The following is a 24,851-nucleotide window of genomic DNA, read 5'->3' as shown; positions in this document are numbered from 1 at the left end:
GGGCACTGTGACTTTCATCGAGTTCCCGGGCTGGCAGCCCGGAATGGAAATCACCGAGGAGCGGGCCAACAGCTCGGCTCTGGTCGGCAGGACCGTGTTCATGGCGACGAGGGACACCAGCCAGTCCATCCCCTCCGGGTCGGACTCCGTCGCCAACGCGCTCGTGTGGGAAGGCATCGGCCTGGACCTGCTCGGCGGCTGGTCTGCCGGGCAGCCCTCACGGTGGACCGCGCCGATGAGTGGTTGGTACGTGCTGGAGGGCGCCGTCAGCTTCAACGGCGCCGCGGGCGGCACCGTCCGCGAGGGCGTCTGGTACCTCAACGGCGCGCTGCAGGCGTACGGGCGAGCCAGGACGTACACCACCACCGCCATCGCCGCTAGCCCGCTGACCGTGGAAGCACGGACGATGCCAATTCTGCTGTCCGCGGGCAACTACATCCAGCTGGTGCCCGCGCACAACTTCGCGAATCCCGACCCCGCACCGCTGAACACGGCCACAGGCAGCTTCCGTCCCTACATGTCGGTCATCTACGCCGGGCCCGCTTAGAAGGAGCATCGATCATGTCGCAGTTCACCGATGGTTACACGCCCACCGAGATCGGTGGGTCGATGTCCGTTCTGGACGAAACGTACTCCCCCCGGATCGAGGTGTCCTTCCAAGTAGAAGCTCTGCCAGGGGAGTACCCGAGCGAGGTCGCCGATGCCGTCGTGGCAGGCCTGGCAGCCATGAAGGCCTCCCTGGAGACTTCGTTCCCGGGGGTCACCGTGTCCGGCGGATACGTCGGGGCCAGGGGCGTTAAGCCGATCAGCTGAGAGACCAAGCAGTAGGCGCAGCATCCCCACTGCCCCAGCCCGTCCGCACGCCCCGTGCCTGTCTGGCCGGGGCGTTCTTCATGCCCTGCAGGAGGACCCAATGAAGCTGGTGACGCGCTCCGCGTGGGGCGCCCGACCACCACGCTACGACCTCGCCTACATCGCCAGCACCCTCGGTGTGAAGGTGCACTACGAGGGCACCTACGTGCCCAAGTCCCTCGCGGCCGCCAGCGCGCACGGCACCTGCGCCGGCCGCATGCGGGATATCCAGGCGAGCCACCTCAACCACCCGACGGAGAACTACTCCGACATCGCCTACAACGCCGTGGTCTGCCCGCACGGGACCGTGTTCGAGGGCCGCGGCCCGCACCGCAAGACCGGCGCCAACGGCAACTCCCAGCTCAACGCCGACGACTACGCGGTGTGCGCGATGCTCGGCGCCTCCGGTCTGGTGCAGCCGCCGGACGAGATGCTCGACGGCCTGGTCGACGCGATCCAGTGGCTGCGCAGCGCGGGCAGCGCGGGGAAGCGGGTGCTCGGCCACCGCGACGGTAAGGCGACGGAGTGCCCGGGGGATCCGCTGTATGCGTGGGTGCAGGCCGGCGCACAGCGGCCGGACGGCACGAGTCCGCAGGGCGGGAGCAGCGGTGAGGTTCCGGCCGGCGGGGGTGCTTCGGTCGCCCGGTACCGGGTGCGGATCAACGGGCTGGAGTACGGGTACGGGGCGCGCGGCGAGCACGTCACCGAGGTCGGCCACACTCTTGTCGGGAAGGGGTTCGGTCGTCACTACAAGGTGGGCCCGGGCCCGACCTGGTCGGACGCCGACACCCTCAACTACAGCGACTTTCAGCTGTCGTTGGGGTACGAGGGGACGGCGCCGCACGAGGATGCCGACGGTGTCCCGGGTGAGGTGAGCCTGCACCAGCTGCTCGGCCGTCTGCCCGGCAAGAAGCCGACGGCCGTGGTGCCGCCGTTCCCGGGCCGCAGCGCGTTCGTGCTCGGCCGCACCAACCCGGCCGTCACCGTCCTGGACCGCGGCCTGATCAAGAAGGGCTACGCCCGGCACCACGACGGTGACGGCTACCAGCCCGGGCCCCGCTTCACCGAGCACACGCGCAGGAACGTCGCCGACTTCCAGCGCGCCACCCCCGCCCTCGCGGGTGACCCGGACGGCTACCCCGGGCCACTCACCTGGCGCCTCCTGCTCTCCTGAAAGGGCACCATCATGCAGAACCTGTTCATTTCCTTCATGCGCACCGTGGTGCCCTGGGGCGTCGCCCTGGTCTTCGGCGTCACCGGCTGGCTCGGCATCCCCATCGACAGCGACGCCGCCGCGGCCGCCGTGACCATCGTGCTGGGCGCGGTGTACTACGCGGTGTTCCGCGGGCTCGAGGAACTCGCCGAGCGGATGGCGTGGCGGCCGCTGCAGCTGGCTGCCGGGCTGCTGCTGGGGTGGGCGCGGCCGCCCGCGTACGAGCAGCCGCCCGTGCTGCCGGTGAAGTTGAAGCTCGATATGGACGCGATGCGCGAGGACCTGGCGGCGATGCGGCGTGTCCTCGGCGTCGACGAGGACCGCAGATGACGCCGCCGGAATCCCACGACGTCGCCCTCGAACTGTCTGAGCTGCGGCGCACGATGGAGGTGGGGTTCGCCCAGCAGGCCGGGCAACTGGCTCTCCTGGTGCAGCGTGGTGACCAGACGGACAAGAAGCTCGACGACCACGAGCAGCGCCTGGACACGCTGGAGCGGTCGCGGTGGCCGCTGCCGTCCGTGGCTGCTGTGATCAGTCTCGCTGCGCTGGGGCTGACCCTGTATGAGATCACCGGACGCTGATCCACAAAGCCCCTCGTACGGCCCAACGGCCGTACGAGGGGCTTTCTTTCCGTTAACGATCAGGCTGAAGGCACGGGGAAGAGCCCGTCGCCCCCGAACTCGTAGGGCTCTTCCAGCCAGACCCCTTGGTATTGCTCACCCGAACTGAAGTCCCGGAAGTTCCGGCTGAGGAACACCTCGCACTCCGTGTGGATGGCGGTGGCGAGGTGGAGGGCGTCCATTCCCTTGATGCGCGGTCGTTCGATGCTGATCGCGCGTGCGCGAAGGCCGATACGGCGGGTGACGTCGACCAGGGTCACATATGGTTCCTGCAGTAGCTGTCGGATCCTCTGTTCCCCGGCCAGGTCCTGGTGACCGTTGTTTCCCGTACCGCGGGCCTCGGCGAACATCGCAGTTGAGGCGATGATCTGCACCTGCCCCTTCCGCGCAGCGAGAAGCCAGGTCTCGCTGGCAGCGGAGCTGTGCTTGCCTTCGGCCCAGTCTATGTAGCAGCACGCATCGAGGTAGACGCGCTGTGGACGGTCAGGCCTCGCCACGGATCACCGCCAGGTGATCAAGAGCCCCGAGGCCGCCTGTCATGTCCGGCCAGAACCCTCCGTGCAGGTCGTCCGGTGATAGCGAAGGATCGGTGGGCAGCAGCTCGATGTCGTCCACCCTGATGCTTACCACCTGTCCCTGCGCGTTCTCCGTGATCCGTCCTGTGACCTCGACCCGGTCATGCCCCCAGGCCTGGCGCAGCAGCTCACGCTGGTCCTTTTCGCAGATGAGCGGGATCCGCTCATGTCCTACTTCCGACCACAGCACGGCCCTCAGCTTCCCCTTCGCGTCCGAAAGGCCTCCAAGGTGACCACGGCGCGAACCCAGTGTGATGTAGCGAGCCCTGACCGCGTCCTGGAGATGCCGGCGGGCCCGCTCCGTCACTTCGGCTTCAGCGACCACGTCCCCGTTGACGCGCAGCGCCAGGTGCATCCCCACGTCGCGGGAAGCCCCCAGGGTGCGAGCCACTGCCTTCCCGAACTGTGCGGCCTGCACTGTCCAGTCCGCGGGGATCTCTGGCCGGTCCTCGGCCGCGGCGAAGCCCTCGACGGTCTGGTAGAGGACTCGGTCCACTTGCTCATAACTGGAATCGTCAGGCACGAGCAGCGGCGCAAGAGCCGCGCGTGTGCTGCCCAGGCCCAGCTGGGTGAACGTCCATCGCGTGTGTGCAGGACGCCGTACGGCCGTAGACGACGGGTGAGGTCGTGGAGAACGCTGAGTCTCTGTGGTCTCCAGCTCTTTGAGCAGGAGCAGCAGGGCTTCCATTGCTTTGAGGGTGGCGGCCGCGTCCATGCCAGCGTGGGGGCCACGGAGCGTTACGTCGAGTTCGGATCCCACGAGGCTGCCTCCCCTCGACCTATGTCGTTCGTGATGCGCCACTATGCCGTCGTCCATGGCCATCCTCCCCCAGACCGCACCGCTATTCACCCCGAGGAGTGGCACGGTACCGGGGGCGGCACCTTGCCGACAGGCCACCCCAGGTACGACAGCCCGTGGCTGGCTATCGGCCAGTGCAGGAACGGTTTGCCCCCACTGCCCTCGCGGGCGGGAGGGGGCCTTTCGTCATGTCCTGGGGCATTGACGCCCGCCGTACGCTGGCCTCACCGGCACCGGCACCCGAGGGGGTACGCGTGGACCTGTCATCAGACCTCAGCGTTGGCGATCGAATCAAGGTGCTGCGCGAGTCACGCGGCATGTCGAGGCCCACCCTCGCGCAACTGTGCGGCCGCGGCCCCGACTGGCTCAAGAAGATCGAGACCGGTGAGCGGGAGCTGAGGAACCACGAGCTGCTCCTGCGCCTGGCCGCCGCCCTCCAAGTCCACGACCTGTCCGTCATCACCGGCAACGACGACGGCCCCGCCGCGACCGTGCCCCTCGGACGGCTCAACCACCCAGGCATGCCCGCCATCTGGGCAGCCGTCATGCAGCGCACCATGGCACCCAAGGCACCCCGCCCGTTCGACCCGGCGATCCTCCAAGGCCGCGTCGACCAGAGCTGGAACCTGTGGCACACCTCCCAGCACAACCGAACCGAAGTCGGCGCGCTCCTACCCGACCTGATCCGGGACGCCGAGGCGGCCGTGCGTGCCCTTGACGGCGCCGATCGGCGCGCCGCCCTCGTCGCCCTGTCCGACGTCTACCGGCTCACCGGCCAAGCCACTGCCTACGTGGCGCCGGCCGAACTCGCCTGGGTCGTGGCCGACCGTGCGCTGACCGCCGCTCAGGACGCCGACCAGCCCGCCGCCATCGCCGCGGCCGCCTGGAATATGGGCAACATCTTGCGGGAAACGGCCTACCCCGAAGAGGCCTTGCGTGTCGTGAACGAGGCAGCCGACCTGATCAGGCCTCACCTCGACAGCGCGCCCGACGACTGGCGTGGCATCTATGGCGCGCTGCAGCTGCACGCCGCAGTGACCGCCGCCCGTGATGGCCGCGAGGGTGACGCGTGGCGGTACTGGGGCAACGGCGACCAGGTCGCGAAGTCGCTGCCCGCCAGCTACGTGCACCCGTCGACTGTGTTCGGGCGGGCCAACGTGGACTTTCACGAGATCTCGGTGGCGACGGACCTGCGCCAGGCCAGGAAGGCGATCGGGCTCGCCGACGACGTCGACCCGGACACCATGCCCTCGATCGAGCGCCGCGCCCGGCTGTGGGTCGAGGTGGCCCGCGGCCATCTGCAGCGGGGTGAGAGCACGGCCGCCCTGAAGGTGATGCAGATGGCCCACGAGATCGGCGCCGAGACCGTGTCCTACACGCCGTCCGCCCGGCATGTCGCTGCCGAGCTGTGGAGGACGGCCCCGCGCGCTATGCGCAGGGAGGCAGGGCAGCTCGCCGAGAAGGTGGGCGTGGCCGTCAACTGACGAGGGGGACAGTCTGGGACAGGGGGACAATCTGTCCCCCTTCTCTCTTGTCGGGGCCCCTACGGTGACGCTTCGCGCTCAGTCACCTACCGAACGGGGCTCGACATGGAGTTACTGCCTGCCCGCCTGCATGCGTCCGTCCGTCGTCACGAGCCGATCACCACCGTCAAGGTAACCGGCGAGGTCCGCGTACCCGTCGCGCTGTACGCCGTCGACGAGCTGCGCGGCCACGCCGACCTGGTGCTGGCCCGCGCCGAGGCACAGCGGCTCTTCACGCAGCTCGCCGAGGCGCTCGGCTTCGTGGCTCAGATGCCGGCACCGCGCGGCCTGGAGGCCGTCCGGTGAGCAGCGCAACGCAGGAGAGCCCGACCAGCGTGGTCGCGCTGCTGCCGCTTCCCAGCCTCGACGGCCTCACCGAGCAGCAGGTGCGAGGCACCGCATGCGTGTGGTGCGAGACGTCCATCACCACCGCTACAGCCGTCGACCTCGGCCAGCGCAGACACCGACGCCTCGACGGCCACTACAGCACATTCCCCCGAGCCTGCGCCCTCTGCGTCCGCACCGCGGCAGACGAAGAGCGGCCCCGCCACGCGGACAGCTGCGAGCAGTGCGTCGACGACGCCGCCCTCTGCGACACCGCGCGCGCCCTGCGCCGCCTCGCCTTGGAGGGACGGCCGTGACCAACACCGCTCCCCAGACCAGCGAACACACCCCGGCAGAAATCGCGTACCTCGCGCTCGCCGAGCACTCCATCACCTCCCCCTGCTGCAAGCCCGACTGGCACGGCGACACGCCCGTACACCGGCCCTGCGACACCGCCGAGAACCTGTACTGGGCCTGGCGGCGCGTCTGCCGGGAGGAACAACGCTGATGCTGTGCGACCACTGCACTGACCCGATTGAGCCCGGCGAGCCGTACCAAGAGGTGCCAGTGCACGCGCCCTCGGCGGCCGCGCCGAACATCGTCGTCCACAAGCGGCCGTGCACGCCCACAGTGCCGCACCAGTCCACCCAGGCGTCCATAAGCCACTGAGCCCCCTCCGCCGGAGAAGCACGGACGGCGCCGACGGTGGGAGGGCGGCCGCTCCTGCGACCCCCGTCGGGGCGGCCGCTCAGCGGGTGAGTTCGTTGAGATCCACGCCGATCGCAAGGGCGATGCGGATCAGGGTGTCCAGCTTCGGCGATGCGTGGCCGTTCTCGATCCGGCTGTACGTCGCGACGTCGATGCCGCTCCTGCCGCACACGTCGAGCTGGGTGAGGTTGTGGTGCTCGCGTACGTGGCGGATCTGTTCTCCCACCTGACGGCGGCGGGCGATGACCCGTTCGTCGGGCGCGGTGGGACGTGACATCCGTCCACCGTCTCGACGCCATGATCAGTTGTGATTAGGGTCAACCCTAAGTTGTGTGATCTTGAAGGGTGGGTACCACAGCGGAACCCCCCTCCGTAGACGGCCCGCCCCATGTCCAGCTGCCACGCGGATGGGGCACGGTCGCGGCGCCCTCGGCCTCCGGGCCGGGGGCGCTGTCGTATGTGCTGGATGGCCGATGCCCCTCAGGAGTGAATTGAGGGCCTCAGTGAGGTATCTGCTCAGAGATTCCTGAACTTTCGATGAGGAGATGGTCGAAGCGCCCCTCACGGGCCAGCCGGTCGACCTCGTCCAGCAGGTCGTCGCGCAGGGTGCAGCAGATGCAGCCGTTGGTCATCTCGACCAGCCGCTCCTCCGTCCGGGACAGCGCGGCCTCGCCGCCGCGCACCAGCGCCGCGTCGATGTTGATCTCGCTCATGTCGTTGACGATCACGGCGACGCGCAGCCCCTCGCGGTTGGCGAGGACGTGGTTGAGCAGCGTGGTCTTGCCCGCCCCGAGGAATCCCGAGAGGACGGTGACGGGCAGTCGGTCGTACGGCATCCGCTGCTCAGCCCTCGGGGCGCAGCAGCCCGCGCTCGTACGCCTTGACCAGGTGCTGCGGCACGAGGTGGCGGACGCCCTCGATCGTGACCGGCACCAGCTGCGGGGTGCTCGCCTTCCACTGGGCGCGGCGGTGGCGGGTGTTGCTGCGGGACATCTTCCGCTTGGGAACAGCCATGGAACGTCCTTCCTCGGTGCGCTTGCACCGCAGACGCTACATGAAAATGGATCCCATTACTAAGTTACCGCCCGAATCGACGGCGGCGGCCCGCAACCGCTCCACCTGCCAGGCGTGATCCGGCCCCGGGCGCAGGGCCCTGCGCGGTCGGACGGACGTGTATCCGCGTGGACCGCACCCTCAGAACGCCAGCCCCACATGGGCCAGCGCCTGCTTCAGCAGCACCCCGTGCCCGCCCGGCATCTCGCTCTGCACAGCCTCCGACGCTGCCTCCTGCGGGCTGAACCACACCAGGTCCAGCGCGTCCTGCCGGGGCCGGCAGTCGCCGGTCACCGGGACGACATAGGCGAGGGACACCGCGTGCTGACGCGGGTCGTGGTACGGCGTGATGCCGTGGGTCGGGAAGTACTCGGCGACCGTGAAGGGCTGGAGGGAGGCCGGGATCCGGGGGAGTGCCACGGGGCCGAGGTCCTTCTCCAGGTGCCGCAGCAGGGCGTCCCGGACCCGCTCGTGATGCAGGACGCGGCCGGAGACCAGGGTGCGACTGACCGTCCCGTCCGGTCCGATGCGCAGCAGCAGGCCGATGCTGGTGACTTCACCACTGTCGTCGACGCGCACCGGCACCGCCTCGACGTACAGGATCGGCATGCGGGCGCGCGCCATCTCCAGCTCGTCGGGGCTCAGCCAACCGGGCGTGGTCTCGGTCATGTCAGACATTGCTTGATCATACTTTCAGATGTCGTCGGAAAAGCGGTAGACCCGGCGGCGTTGTCCCGCCCCGCCCACCGAGCGATCCGCAGCGCGTCGGGCAGGCTGAGCTCGTCGGTGTCGACCCGCTCCTGGAGCAGCCCGGCCAGCCCCCGCCGGAAGGCCAGGGCGCCCAGCAGGTGGAACTCGGCAACACCGTAGGCGTCGGAGCTGTACAGCAGTTTGCGGAACGGCGTGATCTCCGTCGCTTCGGCCAGCACCGCCCGGGCCCGGCCCGGACCGACGTGGTGCAGGGTGAGGCCGACGTCGAGGTACACCTGCTCGAACACGGCCGCGAGACAGGCGGCCTGGCGCTGGTACGGCCAGCAGTGCAGCAGCATGACCGGGACCGTGCCGGACGTCAGATGCAGCCAGTCGGTCAGGTGGGCGGGGTCCGAGCGGTGCAGCCGGATGTCGTTGTCGCCGAAGCCGGTGTGCAGCTGGAGGGGGAGCCCGAGACCGACGGCCGTCCACAGCAGGTGCCGTACGAGAACCGGGTCGGCCAGCCGGCCGCCGCCGGGCGCCGGCCAGCGCCCGGCGGCCTCGGTGACCTGGCCCTCCGTGGGGCGGGCCGGGTCCGGGTCGAAGCCCGTGCGATAGGCGGCCACCGACTTCACCGCCACCACACCCGGCTGCCGTACCGCCTCCCACGCGGCCGCCTCGAACGTCCGCGCGTACTCGCCCGGTTCGACCCCGGCCGCCGTCACCACCTCCGGTACGAACTCGCCGCCGGGCGCCGACCCCAGCCCCACCGCCCACTCGATCTCGACGGCCGCCCGGAAGGTGACCCCGTGCTGCCGGGCCGCCTGCTCGACGACCCGGCGCAGAAAGGTGCGGGCGCAGGCCGGGTGCGGCTCGCCGTCCTGCGTGATCCGGTCCACCGGCGCCCACGCCCAGCCGGGCTGTGCGCCGAGCAGGGTCAGCTGGTCCAGGTCGGGGTAGAGCCGCAGATCGCCGTCCGGCGAGCCGAGTACGTCGGTGCTGACAATGGAGTCGTTCGCCAGGAAGGTGTCGAACACCGGTGACATCCCGACGCCCCAGGCCGCGGCCGCCGAGAGCCTCGCCGTGGGGATGGTCTTCACCCGGCCGATGCCCGCCGTGTCGACGTACGACAGGACGATCCCGTGCACTCCCCGCGCGGACAGGTCGCCGCTCAGCGCGGATGCCCGTTCGACATCGCCGGGGCGGCCGCCGGGGACGGGGTCGGCAAGGGTCGTCATACGGTCTCCTCGACGGGCTCGGCGGCCGGCTCTGCGCCGGGTGTCAGGGTTTCACGGCCACCGCGCCGTACTGCGGTACCACCACGGGGGCGTGCAGCTCGGCGCGCCAGGCCGAACACGACACCAGGCCCGGTTCCAGCATGTCCAGACCGTCGAAGAATGATGCGATCTCGGCGCCGCTGCGGGCGGTGACGGGCGGGGTGGCGTTCTCGTTCCAGAACTTCATGGCCGGGATCTGGCCCTCGCCGCCCAGCTCGGCGTCGTGCGTGGGGTGCGTCATGACCAGGAAGCTGCCTGAGGGAACGGCGGCCATGACCCGGCGCACGATGTCGCGGGCCTCGTCGGTGTCCAGCACGAAGTTGAGGATGCCCAGCATCATCACCGCGACGGGCCGGGTGAAGTCCAGCGTGTGCCGCGCGCGTTCGAGGATGGCGTCCGGGTCGTGCACATCGGCGTCGATGTAGTCGGTGACGCCCTCGGCGCTGCCGGTCAGCAGGGTCCGGGCGTGGATCAGCACGATCGGGTCGTTGTCGACGTACACGATCCGCGACTCGGGCGCGATGCGCTGTGCGATCTCGTGGGTGTTGTCCGCCGTCGGCAGCCCGGTGCCGATGTCCAGGAACTGCCGCACCCCGCGCTCACCGGCCAGGAACGACACCGCCCGGCCCAGGAACTCGCGGTCCGCCCGGGCGATGTCCCGGATGAGCGGGAACATCGACGCGACGTGGTCGCCGACCCGGTGGTCGACCTCGTAGTTGTCCTTGCCGCCGATCCAGTAGTTCCAGACCCGTGCGTTGTGCGCCACACCGGTGTTCAGGCGTGCCGTTCCCTCCGCCGGGGTGGGTGCCTCGCTCACGTCTCTTCCTCTCCTCGCCCGTACCGCAGTCGCGGCCATTGTGCCGGGTTCAAGATCAGTGCGTGGCGGGATTCGGGGACTGGGGCCGGGGACCGGGGTCTCACTCGTACGGGTGAGTGTCCCCGGTAGGGTTGACGGCCGCATCCGGAACGACGAGCGGCGCGGCCGAGCGCCCCAGGAAACAGGACATGCCCTACTCCCACGCGCCCCTGCCCACCGCCTACGACTCCCCGGCGCATGGCTCCGCCTCCGCCGACATCCGGCTCGTCGTCACCGACATGGACGGCACGCTGCTGGACGACGACAAGCAGGTCCCGGCCGGGCTGTGGGAGGTGCTGGAGCAACTGCGGGAGCGCGGGGTGCTGTTCAGCCCGGCGAGCGGCCGCCAGTACGCCACGCTCGCACGGGAGTTCGCCCGGGCTGCCGACGGCATGGTGTTCATCGCGGAGAACGGCACGTACGTCGTCCGGGACGGCGTGGAACTGAGCTCCGACCCGCTGGACCCGGCCGTCGTCACGGAGGTGGTCGAGGCGGTACGGCGGCTCGCGGCCGGCGGCGTCGACGTGGGCGCCGTCGTCTGCGGCAAGCGGTCCGCGTACGTCGAGCGCACCGACGAACCCTTCCTGGCCGAGGTGCGCAAGTACTACGTCGAGCACCGGATGGTCGAAGACGTCACCGCGGCCGGCGACGACATCCTCAAGGTCGCCCTGTACGACTTCGGCCCGGCCGAACGGACCACCGCCCCGGCCCTCGCCCGCTTCGGCGTCACCCACCAGGTCGTCGTCTCCGGCGAGCACTGGGTCGACTTCATGAACCGCACCGCCAACAAGGGCGCCGCCGTCCGCCGCCTCCAGCGCGAGCTCGGCATCACGCCCGCGCAGACGATGGTGTTCGGCGACTACCTCAACGACCTGGAGATGCTCGACACCGCGGAGTGGTCCTTCGCGATGGCCAACGCCCACCCGGAGGTCATCCGCCGCGCCCGCCATGTGGCTCCGGCCAACACGGAGAACGGTGTGCTTCGCACGATCGCGCGGCTGCTGGGTCTGCCCGCTGCGGGCCGCTGACGGGCAACGGGGTGCTCCGCACGGTCGTGGGCGGCCGGGTCGGATCACGCGGAAGAGGTCGGCGGCGGCGTGGACGTCGGTGAGGTCCTCGATGGAGCGGAAGCCCAGCCGGTGCTTGGCGTCGTTCCAGCCGCGCGTCCATTCCTCGGTGACGCCGCAGTCGTCATCGGTGAGCATCAGAATGCCGCGACCCTGGTCGGCGATCCGCCCGCTGATTCGGCGGTGCCCGGCCGAAGGGTTCGGACGTCGGCATCAAAGTGCCGTAAAGATTGCCGGGACACGGCAATGAAACCCCGCGACCCCCCGTGTGAGGATTCCGTCAACGGGGGAGACCGGCGACGGGCGAGAGGGGGACGGCACGCATGGCCTGGTTTCTGGGACTCGGCATCACGGGGGTCGTGCTGCTCGCCCTGGCGCTGGTCCTCGACGGGGTGCTGGACGGAGCGCTCGGCGGCGCACTGGACGGCGTCCTCGACGGGTGGCTGTCGTTGCCGGTCGTCGCCGGGTTCCTGGCGATGACCGGCTTCGGAGGGGCCGTCGCCCTGGGCGCGGCGGGGGCCGGTCCGGCGCTCGCCACCGGATGCGGTGCCGTCTGCGGCGTGGGTACGGCCTGGCTGACGTACCGCCTCAGCCGTGCCCTGATGCGCGATCAGACCGCTGTCACACCGCGCGGCGAGGACCTCGTGGGCACCTCGGGCAGCGTCGTGACCGCCATCCCGGCCGATGGGTTCGGCGAGGTGCTGCTGCAACTCGCCGGTCAACCGGTGAAGTTCGCGGCGCGTTGTGCGGTGCCGGTGGCCAGGGGTGCCGAGGTGTGGGTCGAGGCGGCACCGTCCGCGACCTCCGTCGTCGTGCGCCAGGTGCACTGACCGCCGAGCCCATCTGATTCTTCAACTCCCAGCTCTTCCTTGATTTTTCCAGCTCTTGAATCGGGGCATTGTCATGAGTCCTGTCGTCATCGCCGTGGTGGGAGTCGTCGTACTCCTCGTGCTGCTGGCCCTGCTGGTGGTCAGCCGGTACAAGGTGGCCGGTCCGAGCGAGGCGTTCATCATCACCGGGCGGCGCGGCAAGCAGGCCACCGATCCGGCGACCGGCCGGGTGTTCACCGACAACAGTGGACAGAAGGTCGTGGTCGGCGGCGGTGTGTTCGTCGTGCCGTTCGTGCAGCAGCGGTTCACGCTCGACCTGTCCTCGCGGCACATCCCCGTGGCGGTGCGCGGCGCGGTCACCCTGCGCGGGATCAAGGCGCACCTCGAAGGGGTCGCCATCGTGAAGGTGGGCGGCACCGAGGACTCCATCCGTGCGGCGGCGCAGCGGTTCCTGATGCAGCAGGACGGGATCGTCGGCTTCACCCAGGAGGTGCTGTCCGGCGCCCTGCGGGCCATCGTCGGGCGGATGTCGGTGGAGGACATCATCCGCGACCGGGCCGCCTTCGCCGGGCAGGTCGCCGAGGAGGCCGAGGCCAGCCTGTCCGGGCAGGGCCTGGTGCTGGACGCCTTCCAGATCCAGGACATCACCACCGAGGGCTCCTACCTGGAGGACCTCGGCCGCCCCGAGGCGGCCCGCGCCAAGCAGGAGGCCGACATCGCCGAGGCCGAGGCCCGCCGGGCCGCCGAGCAGGCCCGGTTGAAGGCCGAGGAGGAGATCGCCGTCGCCCAGCGGACGTTCGCGCTGCGGCAGGCCGAGATCAAGGCCGAGACGGACGCCGCGGCCGCGCAGGCCAATGCCGCCGGACCGCTCGCCGAGGCGGCACGGCAGCAGGAGATCCTCACCCAGCAGGAGAAGGTCGCCGAACGGCAGGCCGCGCTGAAGGACCGGGAACTCGACACCGAGGTGCGCAAGCCCGCCGACGCCCAGCGGTACGCCGCCGAGCAGGAGGCCGAGGCCAGGCGGGTGGCGCGGGTCAAGCAGGCCGAGGCCGAGCGGCTGGCCGCCATCGCGGCGGCGCAGGCGGAGGCCGAGCGGTCCCGGCTCACCGGTGAGGGCGAGAAGCAGCGGCGCGGCGCGCTGGCCGAGGCGGAGGCGATCGAGGGTCTCAAGCAGGGTGAGGCCGAGCGGGCCCGGCGGGCGGCGATCGCGGAGGCGGTCCGGCTGGAGGGCGAGGCCGACGCGGCGGCGATCGGCGCGAAGGGCGCGGCCGAGGCGGAGGCCATGCGGCAGAAGGCCGACGCCTTCGGGCGGTACGGCGACGCGGCCGTGCTGCAGATGCTGGTCGAGGTGCTGCCGCAGGTCGTCGCCAAGGCGTCCGAACCGCTCGCAGCGGTGGACAAGATGACCGTGATCTCCACCGACGGGGCCGGCCGGATTCCCCGTGCCGTCGCCGACAACGTCGCGCAGGGGCTCGAACTCCTCGGCTCCACCACGGGCATCGACCTCGCCGAGCTGCTGAAGGGCATCACCCGGCGGGACGCGTCGGCTGAGGCGCCGGGCGCGGCGAACGGGAAGGTGGAGATCACCGGCTGAACGCTCGGGAAGGCCGGGACCGCCCTGGAGCCTTGCGGCACAAGGAGGGGCGGCCCGTCCGAGCGTTGTCGACCTTGCCGGAACACGGCAATGCGGGCTGCCCCTCGGCCAGGCCAGCATTCCGACGGGGAGCCGCGGGGCTCCGGTGCCGCACACCCGCGATGGGCGGGGCACCGGGCCCCGCACGGTGCCGAGCGGACTGCCACGGTGTCGTGGCGTGTTCGAATGGGCAGGGTCACAGTGCTCATCGGCCACCTGGCGGTGGCGCACGTCGATGAGTGGGGGGGAGCCATGTCGTCGTCGGTACCGTCTGCCCCTGGCCGGCCGCAGCCGGTGCTGAGCCCGCTGCCGAGCGCGGCGGTCTTTCTGGTCGTCACCATCGATCCCGGCGGGGAGGCCGTGGCCCGGGACGTGCTGGCGGGACTCGCCGGTTGGGAACGGGCCCTCGCCTTTCCGTATCCCGACGGCGGTCTGTCCTGCGTGGCCGGGGTGGGAGCCGACGCGTGGGACCGGCTGTTCGGCGCGCCCCGTCCGGCGGCGCTGTACCCGTTCCGCGAGCTGACCGGGCCCCGGCACCAGGCCGTGGCCACGCCGGGCGATCTGCTCTTCCACATCCGGGCGACCCGGCTCGACCTGTGCATCGCGCTGACGGCGGAGATCATGAAGGGGCTGCGCGACGCGGCCACCGTCCAGGACGAGGTGCACGCCTTCTCCTACTACGACTCGCGCAACCTCCTCGGTTTCGTCGACGGCACCGAGAACCCGGTCGGGTCCGACGCCGTCGACGCGGCACTCGTGGGCGACGAGGACCCCGGCTTCCGCGGCGGCTCGTACGCGGTCGTGCAGAAGTACCTGCACGACATGGACGCCTGGGAGCGGCTGCCGGCCGAGACCCAGGAGAAGATCATCGGCCGCACCAAGGCGACCAACGTCGAACTGGACGCGCCCGGTTCGCACAAGGACGTCAACAGCATCACGGCTCCCGACGGGACCGAACTGCGCATCCTGCGGGCCGCGATGCCGTTCGGCAGGCCGGGGCACGGCGAGTTCGGTACGTACTTCATCGCGTACGCCCATGATCCCCGGGTGACCGAGACGATGCTGGAGCGTATGTTCCTCGGCACCCCGGCCTCGGGGCCCGATCCACTGCTGGACTACTCGCGGGCCGTCACCGGCACCCGGTTCTTCGTGCCCTCGGCCGACTTCCTGCGGTCCATCCCGAGGGGCTGAAGCCACCCGGGAGGCTGGAGCCCCCCGAGGGGCAGCAGTCAGTCGTCCCGGTCGTTCCCGTCATCGTCTTCGTCGTCCGCGTCACGCCGCCGCTCCCGCTTCTCGTCCTTGGCCTTCTCACTGGTCTTCGCCGTCACGGGAGTCGGGGACGTCCCGGCAGCCGGGGTGGCGGACGCGTCGGACGGAGACTGCGACGGCGTGGGCGTGCTGCCGCCGACCGTGGGAGTGGTGCTGGGGGAGTCCTTGGAGCCCTCCGCCGCCGTGTTGTCGGGCGAGAACCACAGCATGCCGACGGTCATCGCCGCCAGGAACAGCGCCACCGCGGCGGCGGTCCCCACCACGCGCGGCCGCATGAGCACGTCCCGCGCCCCCGGCCGGCTGCGGCGCCGGGCCGCGGTCCTCGGGGAGGACGGCAGCATGTACGTCGTCGCCGGGCCGGTCTCCCCGAGCCGGGGCGACTGCGGGGCCGCGGGCGTCGGTGCGGCGGGCGTCGGTGCGGTGGCGGGCAGCGGCTCGGGGCGGCCCTGCCAGGCGCCGGCCGCGAACCAGTCGGCGACCTGCGCGGCACTGGGCCGGTGCTCGGGCTGCTTGGCCAGCAGACCCAGCAGGTAACTCTCGAAGGCGGGCGGGAGTTCGGCGCCGAGCTGTCGGGGCGGTACCGGGGTGGTGTCGAGATGCTGGTGGAGGATGGCGATCGGGGTGTCGGCCTGGAACGGCGGGCGACCGGTGAGGAGTTGGTACAGCACACAGCCCAGTGAGTACACGTCGCTGGCCGGGCCCGCGGGCCGGCCGAGCGCGCGTTCCGGGGCGAGATAGAGGCTGGTGCCGACGATCTGGCCGGTGGCGGTGAGCGCGGCGGCCGGGTCGTCGAGGAAGCGGGCGATGCCGAAGTCGCCGATCTTCAGGGTGCCGTCGGCGTCCAGCAGCAGGTTGGCCGGCTTGATGTCGCGGTGCACGATGCCCTGCTGGTGCGCGGCGGCCAGCCCGGCGGCCGCCTGCGAGGCGATCCGGGCCACGCGCTCGGCGGGCTGCGGACCCGCTTCGGCGAGCACACGGGCCAGGCTGTCGCCGTCGACCAGCTCCATCACCAGGAACAGCCGGTCCTCCTGCGCACCGAAGTCCAGCACGCCCACCACGTACGGGTGATGCAGCCGCCCGGCGGTCTGCGCCTCCAGCCGGAAGCGTGAGGCGGCCGTCGGGTCGGAGTCCTGGGGCAGCAGCAGCTTGACGGCGACCGGTCTGCCGAGCGTCTCGTCGTACGCCCGCCAGACCTCTCCCATCGCGCCCCGCCCGATCGGATCCTGCAGCTGGTACCGGCCCGCTATGAGCACCTGTGATTCATCCTCATGGTGTGTGACGTTTCGGCGCCGCAGGCCGCAACTCACCACGGTTGCGGGTGAGGTGGGGGGATTGCCGCAGCTGCCACAGCGTACCGGCCGAGGGCCGGTGCACATGATCACCCGTACGGATGGCTCTCACGAACGCGTCTGCGCGTACCCGTGGAGAGCGAGACGTAGAGTCCGGCGGCGACCTCGGCGTTGGTACGGCGACTGCCCCGTATCCCCCGTCACCGTGCATCCTGAGTGGGGCGGTGCGGAGCGCCGCCACATCGCTTCGGAATGCTCCGCGACGGGGGTGGCGCTCAGTCCGGGCGCTTCTGGTTCTCGATGTACTCCTCGACCACGGCCAGTGGCGCCCCACCGCAGGAGCCGGCGAAGTAGGAGGGTGACCAGAACTGCTCGCCCCACAGGTACTTGCGGACGTGGGCGGGGAATTCCTGGCGGAGGCGGCGGGCGGAGACGCCTTTGAGGCTGCCGACGAGCCGGGAGAGGGCAACGGACGGCGGGTAGTGCACGAGCAGGTGGACGTGATCGGTTTCGCCGTTGAACTCCCGTAGTTCCGCGCCGAAGTCCTCGCAGACCTTCCGCATGACCTCTTCGCACCTGGTGAGGATGACGTCGGTGAAGACGCCGCGCCGGTCCTTCGGGATGAAGACCAAGTGCGCGTGCAGGGTGTAGACGACGCTTCTTCCCCTGCGTACATCGGGGTTTGGTTCCCATCGCGGTGACATAGATCAATGATATGGTCGGGAATGTGAAGATCGAGGCCGCCCTCGGGGAGGGCTGACCGGGCCGCACGAGCGCGGGGCAGGATGACACCGCAGCCCCGCCCCCCAACACCCCCGCACGCGACGCCCGTTGGGGACGCGTGCCACGTCGGAGGAGAAGGAAGCAGCATGAGCGAGCCAGCCGCCGCAGCACGCCTCACCCTCGAACTCACCACCGGCCTCAAGCCCGACGGCCTGGAGGACCTCTACCGCGACCTGCACCGCCACCCCGAACTCGCCTTCCAGGAGCACCGCACCGCCGCCCAGCTGGCCGGCCGGCTGCGCGCGGCGGGATACGAGGTGACGGAAGGGGTCGGCCGTACCGGCGTCGTCGGCGTGCTGGCCAACGGGGACGGTCCGGTCGTCTGGCTGCGCGGCGACATGGACGCGCTGCCCGTGCGGGAGGCGACGGGCCTGCCCTACGCCTCCACCGCCGACGGCGTGATGCACGCCTGCGGACACGATCTGCACATCACCTGGCTGACCGGCGCCGCCGAGGCGCTCGCCGCCGGCCGGGCGACCTGGTCGGGCACGCTCGTGGTGGTCGGGCAGCCCGCGGAGGAGTCCGGCGGGGGAGCGGCGGCGATGGTCGCGGACGGGGTGCACGAGCGTTTCCCGCGCCCCGACGTGCTGTTCGGCCAGCATGCCGCGCCCGGCCTCGCCGGGTTCTACCCGCACACCCCCGGCCTGATCATGTCGGCCTCCGACGACATCGACGTCGTCGTGCACGGCCTGGGCGGCCATGGCTCGCGCCCCGAGTCGACCGTCGACCCGGTGGTGACCGGCGCGTACATCGTCACGCGGTTGCAGTCCGTGGTCTCACGCGAGGTCGCGGCGGCGCAGTCGGCGGTGCTGACCGTGGGGCAGTTCCACGCCGGTACGCAGGCCAACATCATCCCCGCCGAGGCCCGGCTCGCGCTGAACCTGCGTACCCAGGACCCGGAGGTGCGCGAGCGCGTCCTGGCCGCCGTGCGCCGCATCGTCACCGGCGAGTGCCAGGCCGCCGGCTGCCCGCAGTCGCCCGAGATCACCGTCCACCCCGGCTACCCGAACACCGTCAACGACGCGTCCCTCGACGAGGAGATCGCGTCCGTGCACCGCGAACTGTTCGGCGGCCACTCGGTGTTCGACTTCGGACCGGCGATGGGCAGCGAGGACTTCTCCCTGCTGGCGCCGGCGGGAGTGCCGTACGACTACTGGTACGTCACGACGACACCGGCCGATGTGTGGGAGGCGGCGCCGGGCGAGGGACTGCTGGAGCGGCTGGGCAACGTCCCCAGCAACCACAGCCCGCTCTTCGCGCCGGACCTCTCGGTGCTCGTGCCGGGGGTGCAGACGCTGGTGTCGGCGGCGTTGAGCAGGCTCAGCTAGCCCGCTTCCGGCCGACCCCGCCGTACAGCGACACCGGCCCCGGGCCGATGTCCGACTCGCCCTCCGCCAGTTCGGGGCGCCAGTCCGCCACGGACACGATCCCGGGGCCGACGAGTTCCAGCCCCTCGAAGAAGCGGCCCATCCCGGCGTGCGTGCGGGCCACCAGCGTCACCCCGCCCTCGGCGTAGGCGGCGATGCCCCGGCGGACGTTCTCCGGCTCGAAGTCGGCGGTCATCGCCGACAGGACCAGACAACTGCCCGGCGCGAGCGCGTCGACGAGGGTGGCCACCAGGTCGTGGGCGCCGTCCTCGTCGGCGATGAAGTGCAGCAGCGCGATGAGGGACAGGGCGACCGGCCGGTCGAAGTCGAGGACCTGGGCCGCCTGTTCGAGGATGGCGTGCGGCTTACGGGCGTCGGCCTGCACGTAGTCCGTGGCGCCCTCCGGGGTGCCGTGCAGCAGGGCGGCGGCGTGGGCGAGGACGATCGGGTCGTTGTCGACGTAGACGACACGCGCGTCCGGCGCGGTGGCCTGGGCGATCTGGTGCAGGTTGGGCTCGGTCGGGATGCCGGAGCCGATGTCCAGGAACTGGCGGATTCCCGACTCACGGACGAGCAGCCGCGTGGCCCGCTGCATGAACCAGCGGTTGCTGCGGGCCGCCCGCGGGGCGCCGCTGTCGATCGCCATGATGCGGCGGCCGAGCTGCTCGTCGACCGGGTAGTTGTCCTTGCCGCCCAGGAACCAGTCGTACACCCGGGCCGGGTGCGGCTTCGTCGTGTCGATCCGCCGGCCTGCCGGCTCGGTCCCGGTCACACACTGCTCCTCCGCTCGGCGGCCCGGCGTGATCCCGGGCAGGGCGAGCAGCAAGTCTGGCACGATCATGCGGCGCGGCGGAGGCTGTCTTCGGCCACCTCCTTGTCCAGCGCCGCCCGCACCAACGCGGCGGCGAGCACGGCCGGTTCGGCGTCACCGGCGAGCTTCAGCAGGCGGTCCGGATCCTTCGGCAGGCCGAGCCGCTCCGCCCCGGACAGCGCCTTGGCGTCCAAGTACGGAGCGGCTTCGGGCCAAACGCGCTGGGCCTCGCGCAGGAAGATGTCGGCGCCCGTGGGCCCCACGCCGGGGATCTCCTGGAGCAGCCGGCGCAGTGCGGGCACCTCGCCGTCGGCCTCCTCGCGCAGCCGCCGCAGATCGCCGCCCCACCGCTCGGTCAACAGCTCGGCGCCGTCGCCGAGTTGGGTGGCGGTGCGCTCGTCGTAGCGCCGGTAGCCGCCCCGGCCCAGGGCGTCCACCCGGTCCTGCCAGTCGGCCTCGGCCATCCGCCGCGGGTCGCGCAGCCCCGCCTCGTACAGGGCACGCGCGGCCGCGACGGCGACCGAGGCGCGGATCCGGGCGCTGAGCAGCAGCGACAGCACCTGGAGCCGGTACAGCGGCTGCGGCGTGTCCCGCAGCCGGATGCCCGCCTCCTCGGCATACGTCTGTCCGTGCGCGTTCAGCAGTTCGCGTACGACGCGCTGCTCATGGCCGCTCATGGCTTCAGCGGGTCGTGGCCCAGCGTCATCAGCTGGTGCCGGTGGCGGGTCTGTTCGGGCTCGGGCTCGTTCTCCAGGTCCGCCCGGGCGCTGACCGTCTCCACCACGTCGTACATCACCTGGATGTCGTCGTCGGTGAGATCGGTGCGCCGCTTCTGCAGGATCGCGAGGACATGCCGCCCGGTGGGTGTGCCGGCCTGGTCGGGCAGCGGCTCCGCGTCCTCGTCGGCGTCGCGAACCCGCAGCCAGGCGGCCAGCTCCTGCGAGGTCATGTTCACCACGCGGTGGAAGTCCTCCCACAGCGCGTCGAGTTCGAGGGCGTCGGTCATGTGCCCCCTCCCTTCGTACATCGGGGCCGTCGCTTCGTAACGAGGGTGTTGCGCGGCGGTCGTAACGAGGGTGCTGCGCGGCGGTCGCACGAGGATGCCGCGCGGCGGTCATACGAGATGCCGCGCGGCGGTCAGTCGCGCGGGAAGTTCTCCGCCTCGAACATCCACCGCTGCTTCTCCAACTCCGCGGTGACGGAGATGAGCAGGTCCTGCGTGACCGGATCGGGCCTCTCGGTCGCCTCGATCCGCGACCGCAGCCCGCCGATCGCCGCTTCCAGCGCCTCCACCATCACCTGGACGACCTCCGTGTCGCGCACCCAGCCGTCCTTGGGGCCGGGCAGCGAGAAGCGCGCGGCGATGGTCTCCGGGCGGCCGTCCGGCGGGACGCCGAGCGCCGCGGCGCGCTCCGCCACCGTGTCGGCGAAACCGCGGGCGGCCGAGACCACCTCATCCAGCTGGAGGTGGATCGAGCGGAACCGGGGTCCCACGATGTTCCAGTGCGCCTGCTTCCCGGTGAGTGAGAGTCCGAGCAGGTCCACCAGGGTCTCCTGGAGCGCGTCACAGGCAACCCGGCGGGCATCGTCGGGCAGAGTGCTCCTCACGACGGTCATGGTGCGTCTCTCCCTCTCATGTCGTTCCTGGACCTTGATGCGTCCTGGCGGTGCGGAGCAGCGCGGCGCGTTCGTGCTCGCCGGTCCCGCCCCACACGCCCGAGGTCTGCCCGCTGCTCAGCGCGTAGCGCAGACACTGGGTGATCACCGAGCACCGGGCGCAGACGCGCTTGGCGGCCGCGATGTCCCGGAGCGCCGGTCCCGTCGTGCCCACGGGGAAGAACAGCTCGGGGTCCTCACCCACGCAGGCGGCTCGCCGCAACCACTCCATGCGGGCGCGGGTGCCCCGGGCGAACCGGTGCAAACGGCGTGTCTCAGCGTGCGAGCGCCTTGTCCAGGAATCGGGTTACGTCGGTGAAGACCTCGGCCTTGTTCGTCTCGTGGAAGACCTCGTGCCGTGCGCCGGGATAGATCCGTTCGGTCAGCGTGCCCCCGCTCAGCCGTTCCACGCCGACCCGGCTACCCGCGAGCGGCACCAGCCGGTCGTCGTCCCCGTGCAGCCACAGCACCGGCAGCTCGCCCACGTTCCCGCCCTCGGCCACGACCCGAAGGGTCCGGGCGAACGCCTCCAGCGTCGGGCGCTTCATCGGCCCGTGCCACACCAGCGGGTCGGCTGCGTAGGCGGCCCCGACGGCCGGATCGCGAGCCAGCGCGGCCGGGTTGATCGGGATCTCGGGGATCTCGTCGTGGGCGAGCAGTCGGCCGGGCGTCTCCCAGGTGCCGATCACGGGCCCGGAGAGGACGAGCGCGGCCAGTTCGGCACCGTGGCGCTGGGCGTAGCGGGCCGCGATCAGGCCGCCCATGGAGTGCCCGACCAGGACGAGCGGCAGGTCCGGGTACGCCGACCTGGCCCGCTCGGCGACCGCGTGCAGATCGGTGACGACGTCCTCGAAGTCCTCGATCACCACGCGCTCGCCCGCCGACCTGCCGTGCCCCATGTGATCCGGGCCGAAGACGGCGGCCCCGTGGGCCAGGAGTACCCCGGCCACGCCCTCGTACCGGCCGATGTGCTCGCCGTAGCCGTGCGAGAGGAGGGCCAGGAAGGCCGGATCCGGGTGCGGCCACTCGCGGGCGGTGATCGTGCCCCGGGTTCCGGCGAGGTCGTGCTCGCGGGCGTCGGCCATGGTTCCTCCAGCTGCGTCGGTGAAGGCCTCCGGGGGTCTTCCCGGTGCCGGGGTCTTCCCGGTCCCGGGGTATTCCCGGTCTCGGGAGTCTTTCGGGTCCCGGGGATCTTTCCGGTCCCGGGGGTCTTTCCGGGTCTCAGGAGTCCTTCGGGTCTCGGGGGCATCCCGGTCCCTGGGGCATCCCGGTCCCTGGGACATCCCGGACCCCCGGCGACATCCCGGACCCGGGGACATCCCGGACCCGGGGACACCTCGGACCCGGGGACACCTCGGACCCGGGGACACCTCGGCCCCGGGGACATCCCGGACCCGGGGACACCTCGGACCCGGGGACACCTCGGACCCGGGGATCTTCCCAGGGCGGGGCCCGGCGGTCTATAGTCCAAAACTAGCAGCGCTAATTAACCCTCGGAGCCGCAGATCCGGCTCCCGGTCAGGAGTCTGTCGTGCGTCCCGTCCACTTCGCGGCCGCCCGCCGCACCCCCATCGGCAAGCTGCGCGGAGCCCTGTCCTCCGTACGGCCCGACGACCTCGCCGCGACCGTGATCCGCGGCCTCGTCGCCGACGTGCCCGCACTCGTCCCGGCCCGCATCGACGACGTCTACTGGGGCGCCGCCAACCAGGCCGGTGAGGACAACCGCAACGTCGCCCGCATGGCCGCCCTGCTCGCCGGTCTCCCCGAGTCCGTCCCCGGAGTCACCGTCAACCGGCTGTGCGCCTCCGGCCTCGAAGCGATCACCCTCGGGGCCCGCACCATCGCCGCGGGCGAGGCCGACATCGTGCTCGCGGGCGGGTCCGAGTCGATGAGCCGCGCCCCCTTCGTGCTGCCCCGCCCCGACGAGGCCCTGCCGCATCGCATGGAGACCGCCGACACCCGGCTCGGCTGGCGCCTGGTCAACCCGGCGATGAAGGAACTGCACGGCCTGCTGTCCATGGGCGAGACCGCGGAGGAGGTCGCCGAGCGGTACGGCGTCCCGCGCGAACGTCAGGACGAGTTCGCGCTGCGCAGTCACCGACTGGCCGCCGACGCCCGCAAGAACGGCCACTTCGACGACGAACTCCTGCCGGTGCAGCGTCCCGACGGTGTGGTGGTCGACAGCGACGAATGCGTCCGTGAGGACACGTCGTACGAGAAGCTGGCCCGGCTGAAGCCGGTCTTCCGCGAGGGCGGCACAGTGACCGCGGGCAACGCGTCCCCGATGAACGACGGGGCGGCCGGGCTCCTCCTGGTCAGCGAAGAGGCACTGAACGAGCTGGGGCTGGAGTCGCTGGGGCGGTACGTCGCCGGTGCCTCGGCCGGCGTCCACCCGGACGTGATGGGCATCGGCCCCGTCCCCGCCACGCAGAAGGCGCTGGCGCGTGCCCGGTGGAGCGTCGGCGACATCGAGGAGGCCGAGTTCAACGAGGCGTTCGCCGCCCAGGCCCTCGCCTGCGTGGACCGGCTCGGCATCGACCCCGAGCTGGTCAACCCGAGCGGCGGCGCGATCGCCCTCGGTCACCCGCTCGGCTGCTCCGGCGCCCGCATCCTCACCACCCTGCTGCACCGGATGCGCCGCACACGCGCGGGGCGCGGGCTGGCGACGATGTGCGTGGGCGTCGGGCAGGGGAGCGCGGTGCTGGTGGAGAGGCATTAGGACCTGATCCGCCGCAGGCCCTCGGTAGCCGCGAGGCCACCGCCGAGGCGCTCGTCGACGGCTGGTTCCGCACCGGCGACCTCTCCAGGGGCCACCTGGCGAGACACTCCTTACGGCGGCCAGATGCGTGGGCATAGCATCGGTGCCCGCATGGACACGATGACGCTCTGGCACCTCACCGGCTGGGAGTTCGCCGCCCTCGCCTTCGCCGCGCTCCTGGTCGGCTTCTCGAAGACCGCCGTGAGCGGGGCCAACACGGTCAGCCTCGCCATCTTCGCGGCGGTGCTGCCGGCCCGCGCCTCCACGGGGGTGCTGCTGCCGGTCCTGATCGCCGGGGACGTGCTCGCGGTCCTCACCTACCGGCGGCACGCCCACTGGCCCACGCTGTGGCGGCTGTTCCCGGCGGTCGCGGCGGGGGTCGTGATCGGCACGCTGTTCCTGATGTGGGCCGACGACGAGGTCGTACGGACGTCGATCGGGGCGACCCTGCTGCTGATGGCGGGCGTGACGGTGTGGCGTCGGCGCACGGCGGAGGCGCCTGGGGAGGAGCCGGACTCGGTGACCGGCAGGGCGGGCCGCATCAAGGCCCGTTCGTACGGCGTCCTCGGCGGCTTCACCACGATGGTCGCCAACGCGGGCGGCCCGGTGATGTCGATGTACCTGCTGTCGGCGGGGTTCCGGAAGCTGGGGTTCCTGGGCACGTCGGCGTTCTTCTTCCTGATCGTCAACGTGTCCAAGGTGCCCTTCAGTGCGGGGCTCGGACTGATCGACGGGCGGTCGCTGCTCCTTGACGCCGCGCTCGTGGTGTTCGTGGTGCCCGGTGCGTTGATCGGCAAATGGGCTGTGAACCGAATCAACCAGCGACTGTTCGAGCAGTTGGTGATCGCGGCGACGGTGGTGGGCGGCGTACAGCTCCTGCTGCGCTAGCTGTACAGCT

Annotated in this window: 31 protein-coding genes and 1 pseudogene; 16 read left to right on the top strand and 16 right to left on the bottom strand. The window is 71.1% G+C overall.

All coding sequences use genetic code 11. The features are described from left to right. Positions 1 to 7: 7 nt before the first annotated feature. The 5 genes from HJD23_RS03875 to HJD23_RS03855 all read left to right on the top strand — a co-directional run bounded on the left by HJD23_RS03875 (position 8) and on the right by HJD23_RS03855 (position 2,646). On the top strand, positions 8 to 547 hold the full coding sequence (locus tag HJD23_RS03875; protein WP_171110641.1) for a hypothetical protein: 540 nt from the start codon (positions 8 to 10) through the stop codon (positions 545 to 547). Between the two features lie 14 nt (positions 548 to 561). Next, complete coding sequence (locus HJD23_RS03870) at positions 562 to 813, top strand: hypothetical protein (RefSeq protein WP_171110642.1); 252 nt, start codon at positions 562 to 564, stop codon at positions 811 to 813. Between the two features lie 100 nt (positions 814 to 913). Next, the gene (locus HJD23_RS03865) at positions 914 to 2,026 is read left to right on the top strand and encodes a peptidoglycan-binding protein (protein ID WP_171110643.1); all 1,113 of its coding nucleotides are present in this window, start codon (positions 914 to 916) and stop codon (positions 2,024 to 2,026) included. Between the two features lie 12 nt (positions 2,027 to 2,038). Next, on the top strand, positions 2,039 to 2,395 hold the full coding sequence (locus tag HJD23_RS03860; RefSeq protein WP_171110644.1) for a hypothetical protein: 357 nt from the start codon (positions 2,039 to 2,041) through the stop codon (positions 2,393 to 2,395). Beyond that, the gene (locus HJD23_RS03855; protein WP_171110645.1) at positions 2,392 to 2,646 is read left to right on the top strand and encodes a hypothetical protein; all 255 of its coding nucleotides are present in this window, start codon (positions 2,392 to 2,394) and stop codon (positions 2,644 to 2,646) included. Before HJD23_RS03860 ends, HJD23_RS03855 begins: the two co-directional genes overlap by 4 nt. Before the next feature lie 59 nt (positions 2,647 to 2,705). Here HJD23_RS03855 and HJD23_RS03850 read toward each other — a convergent pair whose 3' ends face one another. Then, positions 2,706 to 3,182: a PIN domain-containing protein gene (locus tag HJD23_RS03850; protein ID WP_171110646.1), complete on the bottom strand. Its 477-nt coding sequence runs from the start codon at positions 3,180 to 3,182 to the stop codon at positions 2,706 to 2,708. Beyond that, positions 3,169 to 3,948 carry an OB-fold nucleic acid binding domain-containing protein gene (locus tag HJD23_RS03845; protein WP_171133982.1) on the bottom strand — a complete coding sequence of 260 codons (780 nt, stop codon included), beginning with the start codon at positions 3,946 to 3,948 and terminating at the stop codon, positions 3,169 to 3,171. The genes HJD23_RS03850 and HJD23_RS03845 overlap by 14 nt, the downstream gene beginning before the upstream one ends. Before the next feature lie 299 nt (positions 3,949 to 4,247). Here HJD23_RS03845 and HJD23_RS03840 point away from each other — a divergent pair, with 299 nt between their 5' ends. From HJD23_RS03840 to HJD23_RS03825, 4 genes are all read left to right on the top strand, one after another. Further along, positions 4,248 to 5,543: a helix-turn-helix transcriptional regulator gene (locus HJD23_RS03840; protein ID WP_171110648.1), complete on the top strand. Its 1,296-nt coding sequence runs from the start codon at positions 4,248 to 4,250 to the stop codon at positions 5,541 to 5,543. A 105-nt stretch (positions 5,544 to 5,648) separates the two neighbouring features. Beyond that, complete coding sequence (locus tag HJD23_RS03835) at positions 5,649 to 5,888, top strand: hypothetical protein (protein ID WP_171110649.1); 240 nt, start codon at positions 5,649 to 5,651, stop codon at positions 5,886 to 5,888. Continuing rightward, a complete protein-coding gene (locus tag HJD23_RS03830) occupies positions 5,885 to 6,223 on the top strand; it encodes a hypothetical protein (RefSeq protein WP_240980623.1) in 339 nt (112 codons plus the stop codon). Before HJD23_RS03835 ends, HJD23_RS03830 begins: the two co-directional genes overlap by 4 nt. Next, complete coding sequence (locus HJD23_RS03825) at positions 6,220 to 6,414, top strand: hypothetical protein (RefSeq protein ID WP_171110650.1); 195 nt, start codon at positions 6,220 to 6,222, stop codon at positions 6,412 to 6,414. The genes HJD23_RS03830 and HJD23_RS03825 overlap by 4 nt, the downstream gene beginning before the upstream one ends. Before the next feature lie 240 nt (positions 6,415 to 6,654). Here HJD23_RS03825 and HJD23_RS03820 read toward each other — a convergent pair whose 3' ends face one another. From HJD23_RS03820 to HJD23_RS03795, 6 genes and pseudogenes are all read right to left on the bottom strand, one after another. Continuing rightward, entirely contained in the window at positions 6,655 to 6,891 is a 237-nt protein-coding gene (locus HJD23_RS03820) for a helix-turn-helix transcriptional regulator (protein WP_171110651.1), read from the bottom strand. A gap of 229 nt (positions 6,892 to 7,120) precedes the next feature. Beyond that, positions 7,121 to 7,450: pseudogene (locus HJD23_RS03815) on the bottom strand (GTP-binding protein); the annotation flags it as partial. Positions 7,451 to 7,457: 7 nt separating this feature from the next. Beyond that, positions 7,458 to 7,628, bottom strand: a complete 171-nt coding sequence (rpmF, locus tag HJD23_RS03810) for a 50S ribosomal protein L32 (protein ID WP_141307157.1) — start codon at positions 7,626 to 7,628, stop codon at positions 7,458 to 7,460. 180 nt (positions 7,629 to 7,808) lie between these two features. Further along, the gene (locus HJD23_RS03805) at positions 7,809 to 8,336 is read right to left on the bottom strand and encodes an NUDIX hydrolase family protein (RefSeq protein WP_171111801.1); all 528 of its coding nucleotides are present in this window, start codon (positions 8,334 to 8,336) and stop codon (positions 7,809 to 7,811) included. Further along, positions 8,333 to 9,595, bottom strand: a complete 1,263-nt coding sequence (locus HJD23_RS43430; protein ID WP_240980622.1) for an amidohydrolase family protein — start codon at positions 9,593 to 9,595, stop codon at positions 8,333 to 8,335. The genes HJD23_RS03805 and HJD23_RS43430 overlap by 4 nt, the downstream gene beginning before the upstream one ends. A gap of 43 nt (positions 9,596 to 9,638) precedes the next feature. Continuing rightward, positions 9,639 to 10,451: an SAM-dependent methyltransferase gene (locus tag HJD23_RS03795; RefSeq protein ID WP_171110653.1), complete on the bottom strand. Its 813-nt coding sequence runs from the start codon at positions 10,449 to 10,451 to the stop codon at positions 9,639 to 9,641. 188 nt (positions 10,452 to 10,639) lie between these two features. Here HJD23_RS03795 and HJD23_RS03790 point away from each other — a divergent pair, with 188 nt between their 5' ends. From HJD23_RS03790 to HJD23_RS03775, 4 genes are all read left to right on the top strand, one after another. Then, the gene (locus HJD23_RS03790; protein ID WP_171110654.1) at positions 10,640 to 11,518 is read left to right on the top strand and encodes a Cof-type HAD-IIB family hydrolase; all 879 of its coding nucleotides are present in this window, start codon (positions 10,640 to 10,642) and stop codon (positions 11,516 to 11,518) included. A 362-nt stretch (positions 11,519 to 11,880) separates the two neighbouring features. Next, on the top strand, positions 11,881 to 12,387 hold the full coding sequence (locus HJD23_RS03785; RefSeq protein WP_171110655.1) for a hypothetical protein: 507 nt from the start codon (positions 11,881 to 11,883) through the stop codon (positions 12,385 to 12,387). A 73-nt stretch (positions 12,388 to 12,460) separates the two neighbouring features. Beyond that, positions 12,461 to 13,981, top strand: coding sequence for a flotillin family protein (locus HJD23_RS03780; protein ID WP_171110656.1), 1,521 nt, complete (start codon positions 12,461 to 12,463; stop codon positions 13,979 to 13,981). A 291-nt stretch (positions 13,982 to 14,272) separates the two neighbouring features. After that, the gene (locus tag HJD23_RS03775) at positions 14,273 to 15,211 is read left to right on the top strand and encodes a Dyp-type peroxidase (protein ID WP_171111803.1); all 939 of its coding nucleotides are present in this window, start codon (positions 14,273 to 14,275) and stop codon (positions 15,209 to 15,211) included. A 38-nt stretch (positions 15,212 to 15,249) separates the two neighbouring features. On the opposite strand, the gene HJD23_RS03770 is transcribed toward HJD23_RS03775, so the two are convergent. Further along, complete coding sequence (locus HJD23_RS03770; protein ID WP_171110657.1) at positions 15,250 to 16,542, bottom strand: serine/threonine-protein kinase; 1,293 nt, start codon at positions 16,540 to 16,542, stop codon at positions 15,250 to 15,252. A 311-nt stretch (positions 16,543 to 16,853) separates the two neighbouring features. After that, positions 16,854 to 17,282, bottom strand: coding sequence for an IS200/IS605 family transposase (gene tnpA, locus HJD23_RS03765; RefSeq protein ID WP_171110658.1), 429 nt, complete (start codon positions 17,280 to 17,282; stop codon positions 16,854 to 16,856). A gap of 165 nt (positions 17,283 to 17,447) precedes the next feature. On the opposite strand from tnpA, the gene HJD23_RS03760 reads away from it, so the two are divergent. Next, entirely contained in the window at positions 17,448 to 18,689 is a 1,242-nt protein-coding gene (locus HJD23_RS03760; RefSeq protein ID WP_171110659.1) for an amidohydrolase, read from the top strand. Here HJD23_RS03760 and HJD23_RS03755 read toward each other — a convergent pair. The 6 genes from HJD23_RS03755 to HJD23_RS03730 form a co-directional block, all read right to left on the bottom strand. Then, entirely contained in the window at positions 18,682 to 19,500 is an 819-nt protein-coding gene (locus HJD23_RS03755) for an SAM-dependent methyltransferase (protein WP_171111805.1), read from the bottom strand. The two genes, HJD23_RS03760 and HJD23_RS03755, sit on opposite strands and share 8 nt — an antisense overlap. Positions 19,501 to 19,565: 65 nt before the next feature. Next, positions 19,566 to 20,216, bottom strand: coding sequence for an endonuclease (locus tag HJD23_RS03750; protein WP_171110660.1), 651 nt, complete (start codon positions 20,214 to 20,216; stop codon positions 19,566 to 19,568). Then, the gene (locus HJD23_RS03745; protein ID WP_171110661.1) at positions 20,213 to 20,545 is read right to left on the bottom strand and encodes a DUF3140 domain-containing protein; all 333 of its coding nucleotides are present in this window, start codon (positions 20,543 to 20,545) and stop codon (positions 20,213 to 20,215) included. Before HJD23_RS03745 ends, HJD23_RS03750 begins: the two co-directional genes overlap by 4 nt. Positions 20,546 to 20,676: 131 nt before the next feature. Next, positions 20,677 to 21,156: a DNA starvation/stationary phase protection protein gene (locus HJD23_RS03740; RefSeq protein WP_171110662.1), complete on the bottom strand. Its 480-nt coding sequence runs from the start codon at positions 21,154 to 21,156 to the stop codon at positions 20,677 to 20,679. A 16-nt stretch (positions 21,157 to 21,172) separates the two neighbouring features. Then, positions 21,173 to 21,427 (bottom strand): WhiB family transcriptional regulator, encoded by a 255-nt coding sequence (locus tag HJD23_RS03735; protein ID WP_171111807.1) that lies wholly within the window; start codon positions 21,425 to 21,427, stop codon positions 21,173 to 21,175. A 43-nt stretch (positions 21,428 to 21,470) separates the two neighbouring features. Beyond that, the gene (locus HJD23_RS03730; RefSeq protein ID WP_171110663.1) at positions 21,471 to 22,280 is read right to left on the bottom strand and encodes an alpha/beta hydrolase; all 810 of its coding nucleotides are present in this window, start codon (positions 22,278 to 22,280) and stop codon (positions 21,471 to 21,473) included. Between the two features lie 446 nt (positions 22,281 to 22,726). Here HJD23_RS03730 and HJD23_RS03725 point away from each other — a divergent pair, with 446 nt between their 5' ends. Both HJD23_RS03725 and HJD23_RS03720 read left to right on the top strand, forming a co-directional pair. Beyond that, the gene (locus HJD23_RS03725) at positions 22,727 to 23,914 is read left to right on the top strand and encodes a thiolase family protein (protein ID WP_171110664.1); all 1,188 of its coding nucleotides are present in this window, start codon (positions 22,727 to 22,729) and stop codon (positions 23,912 to 23,914) included. A gap of 150 nt (positions 23,915 to 24,064) precedes the next feature. Next, positions 24,065 to 24,841 (top strand): sulfite exporter TauE/SafE family protein, encoded by a 777-nt coding sequence (locus HJD23_RS03720; RefSeq protein WP_171110665.1) that lies wholly within the window; start codon positions 24,065 to 24,067, stop codon positions 24,839 to 24,841. Positions 24,842 to 24,851: the final 10 nt, after the last annotated feature.

The organism is Streptomyces sp. Z423-1, from assembly GCF_013009255.1.
Lineage (GTDB): Bacteria > Actinomycetota > Actinomycetes > Streptomycetales > Streptomycetaceae > Streptomyces > Streptomyces gossypiisoli.
Note: the sequence above shows the minus strand (reverse complement) of the source record. Positions and strands in the feature narration are given on the sequence as shown.

What these genes read in the sequence shown, in the direction of transcription:
- HJD23_RS03870 (WP_171110642.1), top strand. Translation starts at nt 562, where the DNA reads ATGTCGCAGTTCACCGATGGTTACACGCCCACCGAGATCGGTGGGTCG.
- HJD23_RS03865 (WP_171110643.1), top strand. Translation starts at nt 914, where the DNA reads ATGAAGCTGGTGACGCGCTCCGCGTGGGGCGCCCGACCACCACGCTAC.
- HJD23_RS03860 (WP_171110644.1), top strand. Translation starts at nt 2,039, where the DNA reads ATGCAGAACCTGTTCATTTCCTTCATGCGCACCGTGGTGCCCTGGGGC.
- HJD23_RS03855 (WP_171110645.1), top strand. Translation starts at nt 2,392, where the DNA reads ATGACGCCGCCGGAATCCCACGACGTCGCCCTCGAACTGTCTGAGCTG.
- HJD23_RS03845 (WP_171133982.1), bottom strand. Translation starts at nt 3,948, where the DNA reads ATGGAAGCCCTGCTGCTCCTGCTCAAAGAGCTGGAGACCACAGAGACT.
- HJD23_RS03840 (WP_171110648.1), top strand. Translation starts at nt 4,248, where the DNA reads ATGTCCTGGGGCATTGACGCCCGCCGTACGCTGGCCTCACCGGCACCG.
- HJD23_RS03835 (WP_171110649.1), top strand. Translation starts at nt 5,649, where the DNA reads ATGGAGTTACTGCCTGCCCGCCTGCATGCGTCCGTCCGTCGTCACGAG.
- HJD23_RS03820 (WP_171110651.1), bottom strand. Translation starts at nt 6,891, where the DNA reads ATGTCACGTCCCACCGCGCCCGACGAACGGGTCATCGCCCGCCGCCGT.
- rpmF (WP_141307157.1), bottom strand. Translation starts at nt 7,628, where the DNA reads ATGGCTGTTCCCAAGCGGAAGATGTCCCGCAGCAACACCCGCCACCGC.
- HJD23_RS03805 (WP_171111801.1), bottom strand. Translation starts at nt 8,336, where the DNA reads ATGACCGAGACCACGCCCGGTTGGCTGAGCCCCGACGAGCTGGAGATG.
- HJD23_RS43430 (WP_240980622.1), bottom strand. Translation starts at nt 9,595, where the DNA reads ATGACGACCCTTGCCGACCCCGTCCCCGGCGGCCGCCCCGGCGATGTC.
- HJD23_RS03790 (WP_171110654.1), top strand. Translation starts at nt 10,640, where the DNA reads ATGCCCTACTCCCACGCGCCCCTGCCCACCGCCTACGACTCCCCGGCG.
- HJD23_RS03785 (WP_171110655.1), top strand. Translation starts at nt 11,881, where the DNA reads ATGGCCTGGTTTCTGGGACTCGGCATCACGGGGGTCGTGCTGCTCGCC.
- HJD23_RS03780 (WP_171110656.1), top strand. Translation starts at nt 12,461, where the DNA reads ATGAGTCCTGTCGTCATCGCCGTGGTGGGAGTCGTCGTACTCCTCGTG.
- HJD23_RS03775 (WP_171111803.1), top strand. Translation starts at nt 14,273, where the DNA reads ATGTCGTCGTCGGTACCGTCTGCCCCTGGCCGGCCGCAGCCGGTGCTG.
- tnpA (WP_171110658.1), bottom strand. Translation starts at nt 17,282, where the DNA reads ATGTCACCGCGATGGGAACCAAACCCCGATGTACGCAGGGGAAGAAGC.
- HJD23_RS03760 (WP_171110659.1), top strand. Translation starts at nt 17,448, where the DNA reads ATGAGCGAGCCAGCCGCCGCAGCACGCCTCACCCTCGAACTCACCACC.
- HJD23_RS03750 (WP_171110660.1), bottom strand. Translation starts at nt 20,216, where the DNA reads ATGAGCGGCCATGAGCAGCGCGTCGTACGCGAACTGCTGAACGCGCAC.
- HJD23_RS03745 (WP_171110661.1), bottom strand. Translation starts at nt 20,545, where the DNA reads ATGACCGACGCCCTCGAACTCGACGCGCTGTGGGAGGACTTCCACCGC.
- HJD23_RS03740 (WP_171110662.1), bottom strand. Translation starts at nt 21,156, where the DNA reads ATGACCGTCGTGAGGAGCACTCTGCCCGACGATGCCCGCCGGGTTGCC.
- HJD23_RS03735 (WP_171111807.1), bottom strand. Translation starts at nt 21,427, where the DNA reads ATGGAGTGGTTGCGGCGAGCCGCCTGCGTGGGTGAGGACCCCGAGCTG.
- HJD23_RS03730 (WP_171110663.1), bottom strand. Translation starts at nt 22,280, where the DNA reads ATGGCCGACGCCCGCGAGCACGACCTCGCCGGAACCCGGGGCACGATC.
- HJD23_RS03720 (WP_171110665.1), top strand. Translation starts at nt 24,065, where the DNA reads ATGGACACGATGACGCTCTGGCACCTCACCGGCTGGGAGTTCGCCGCC.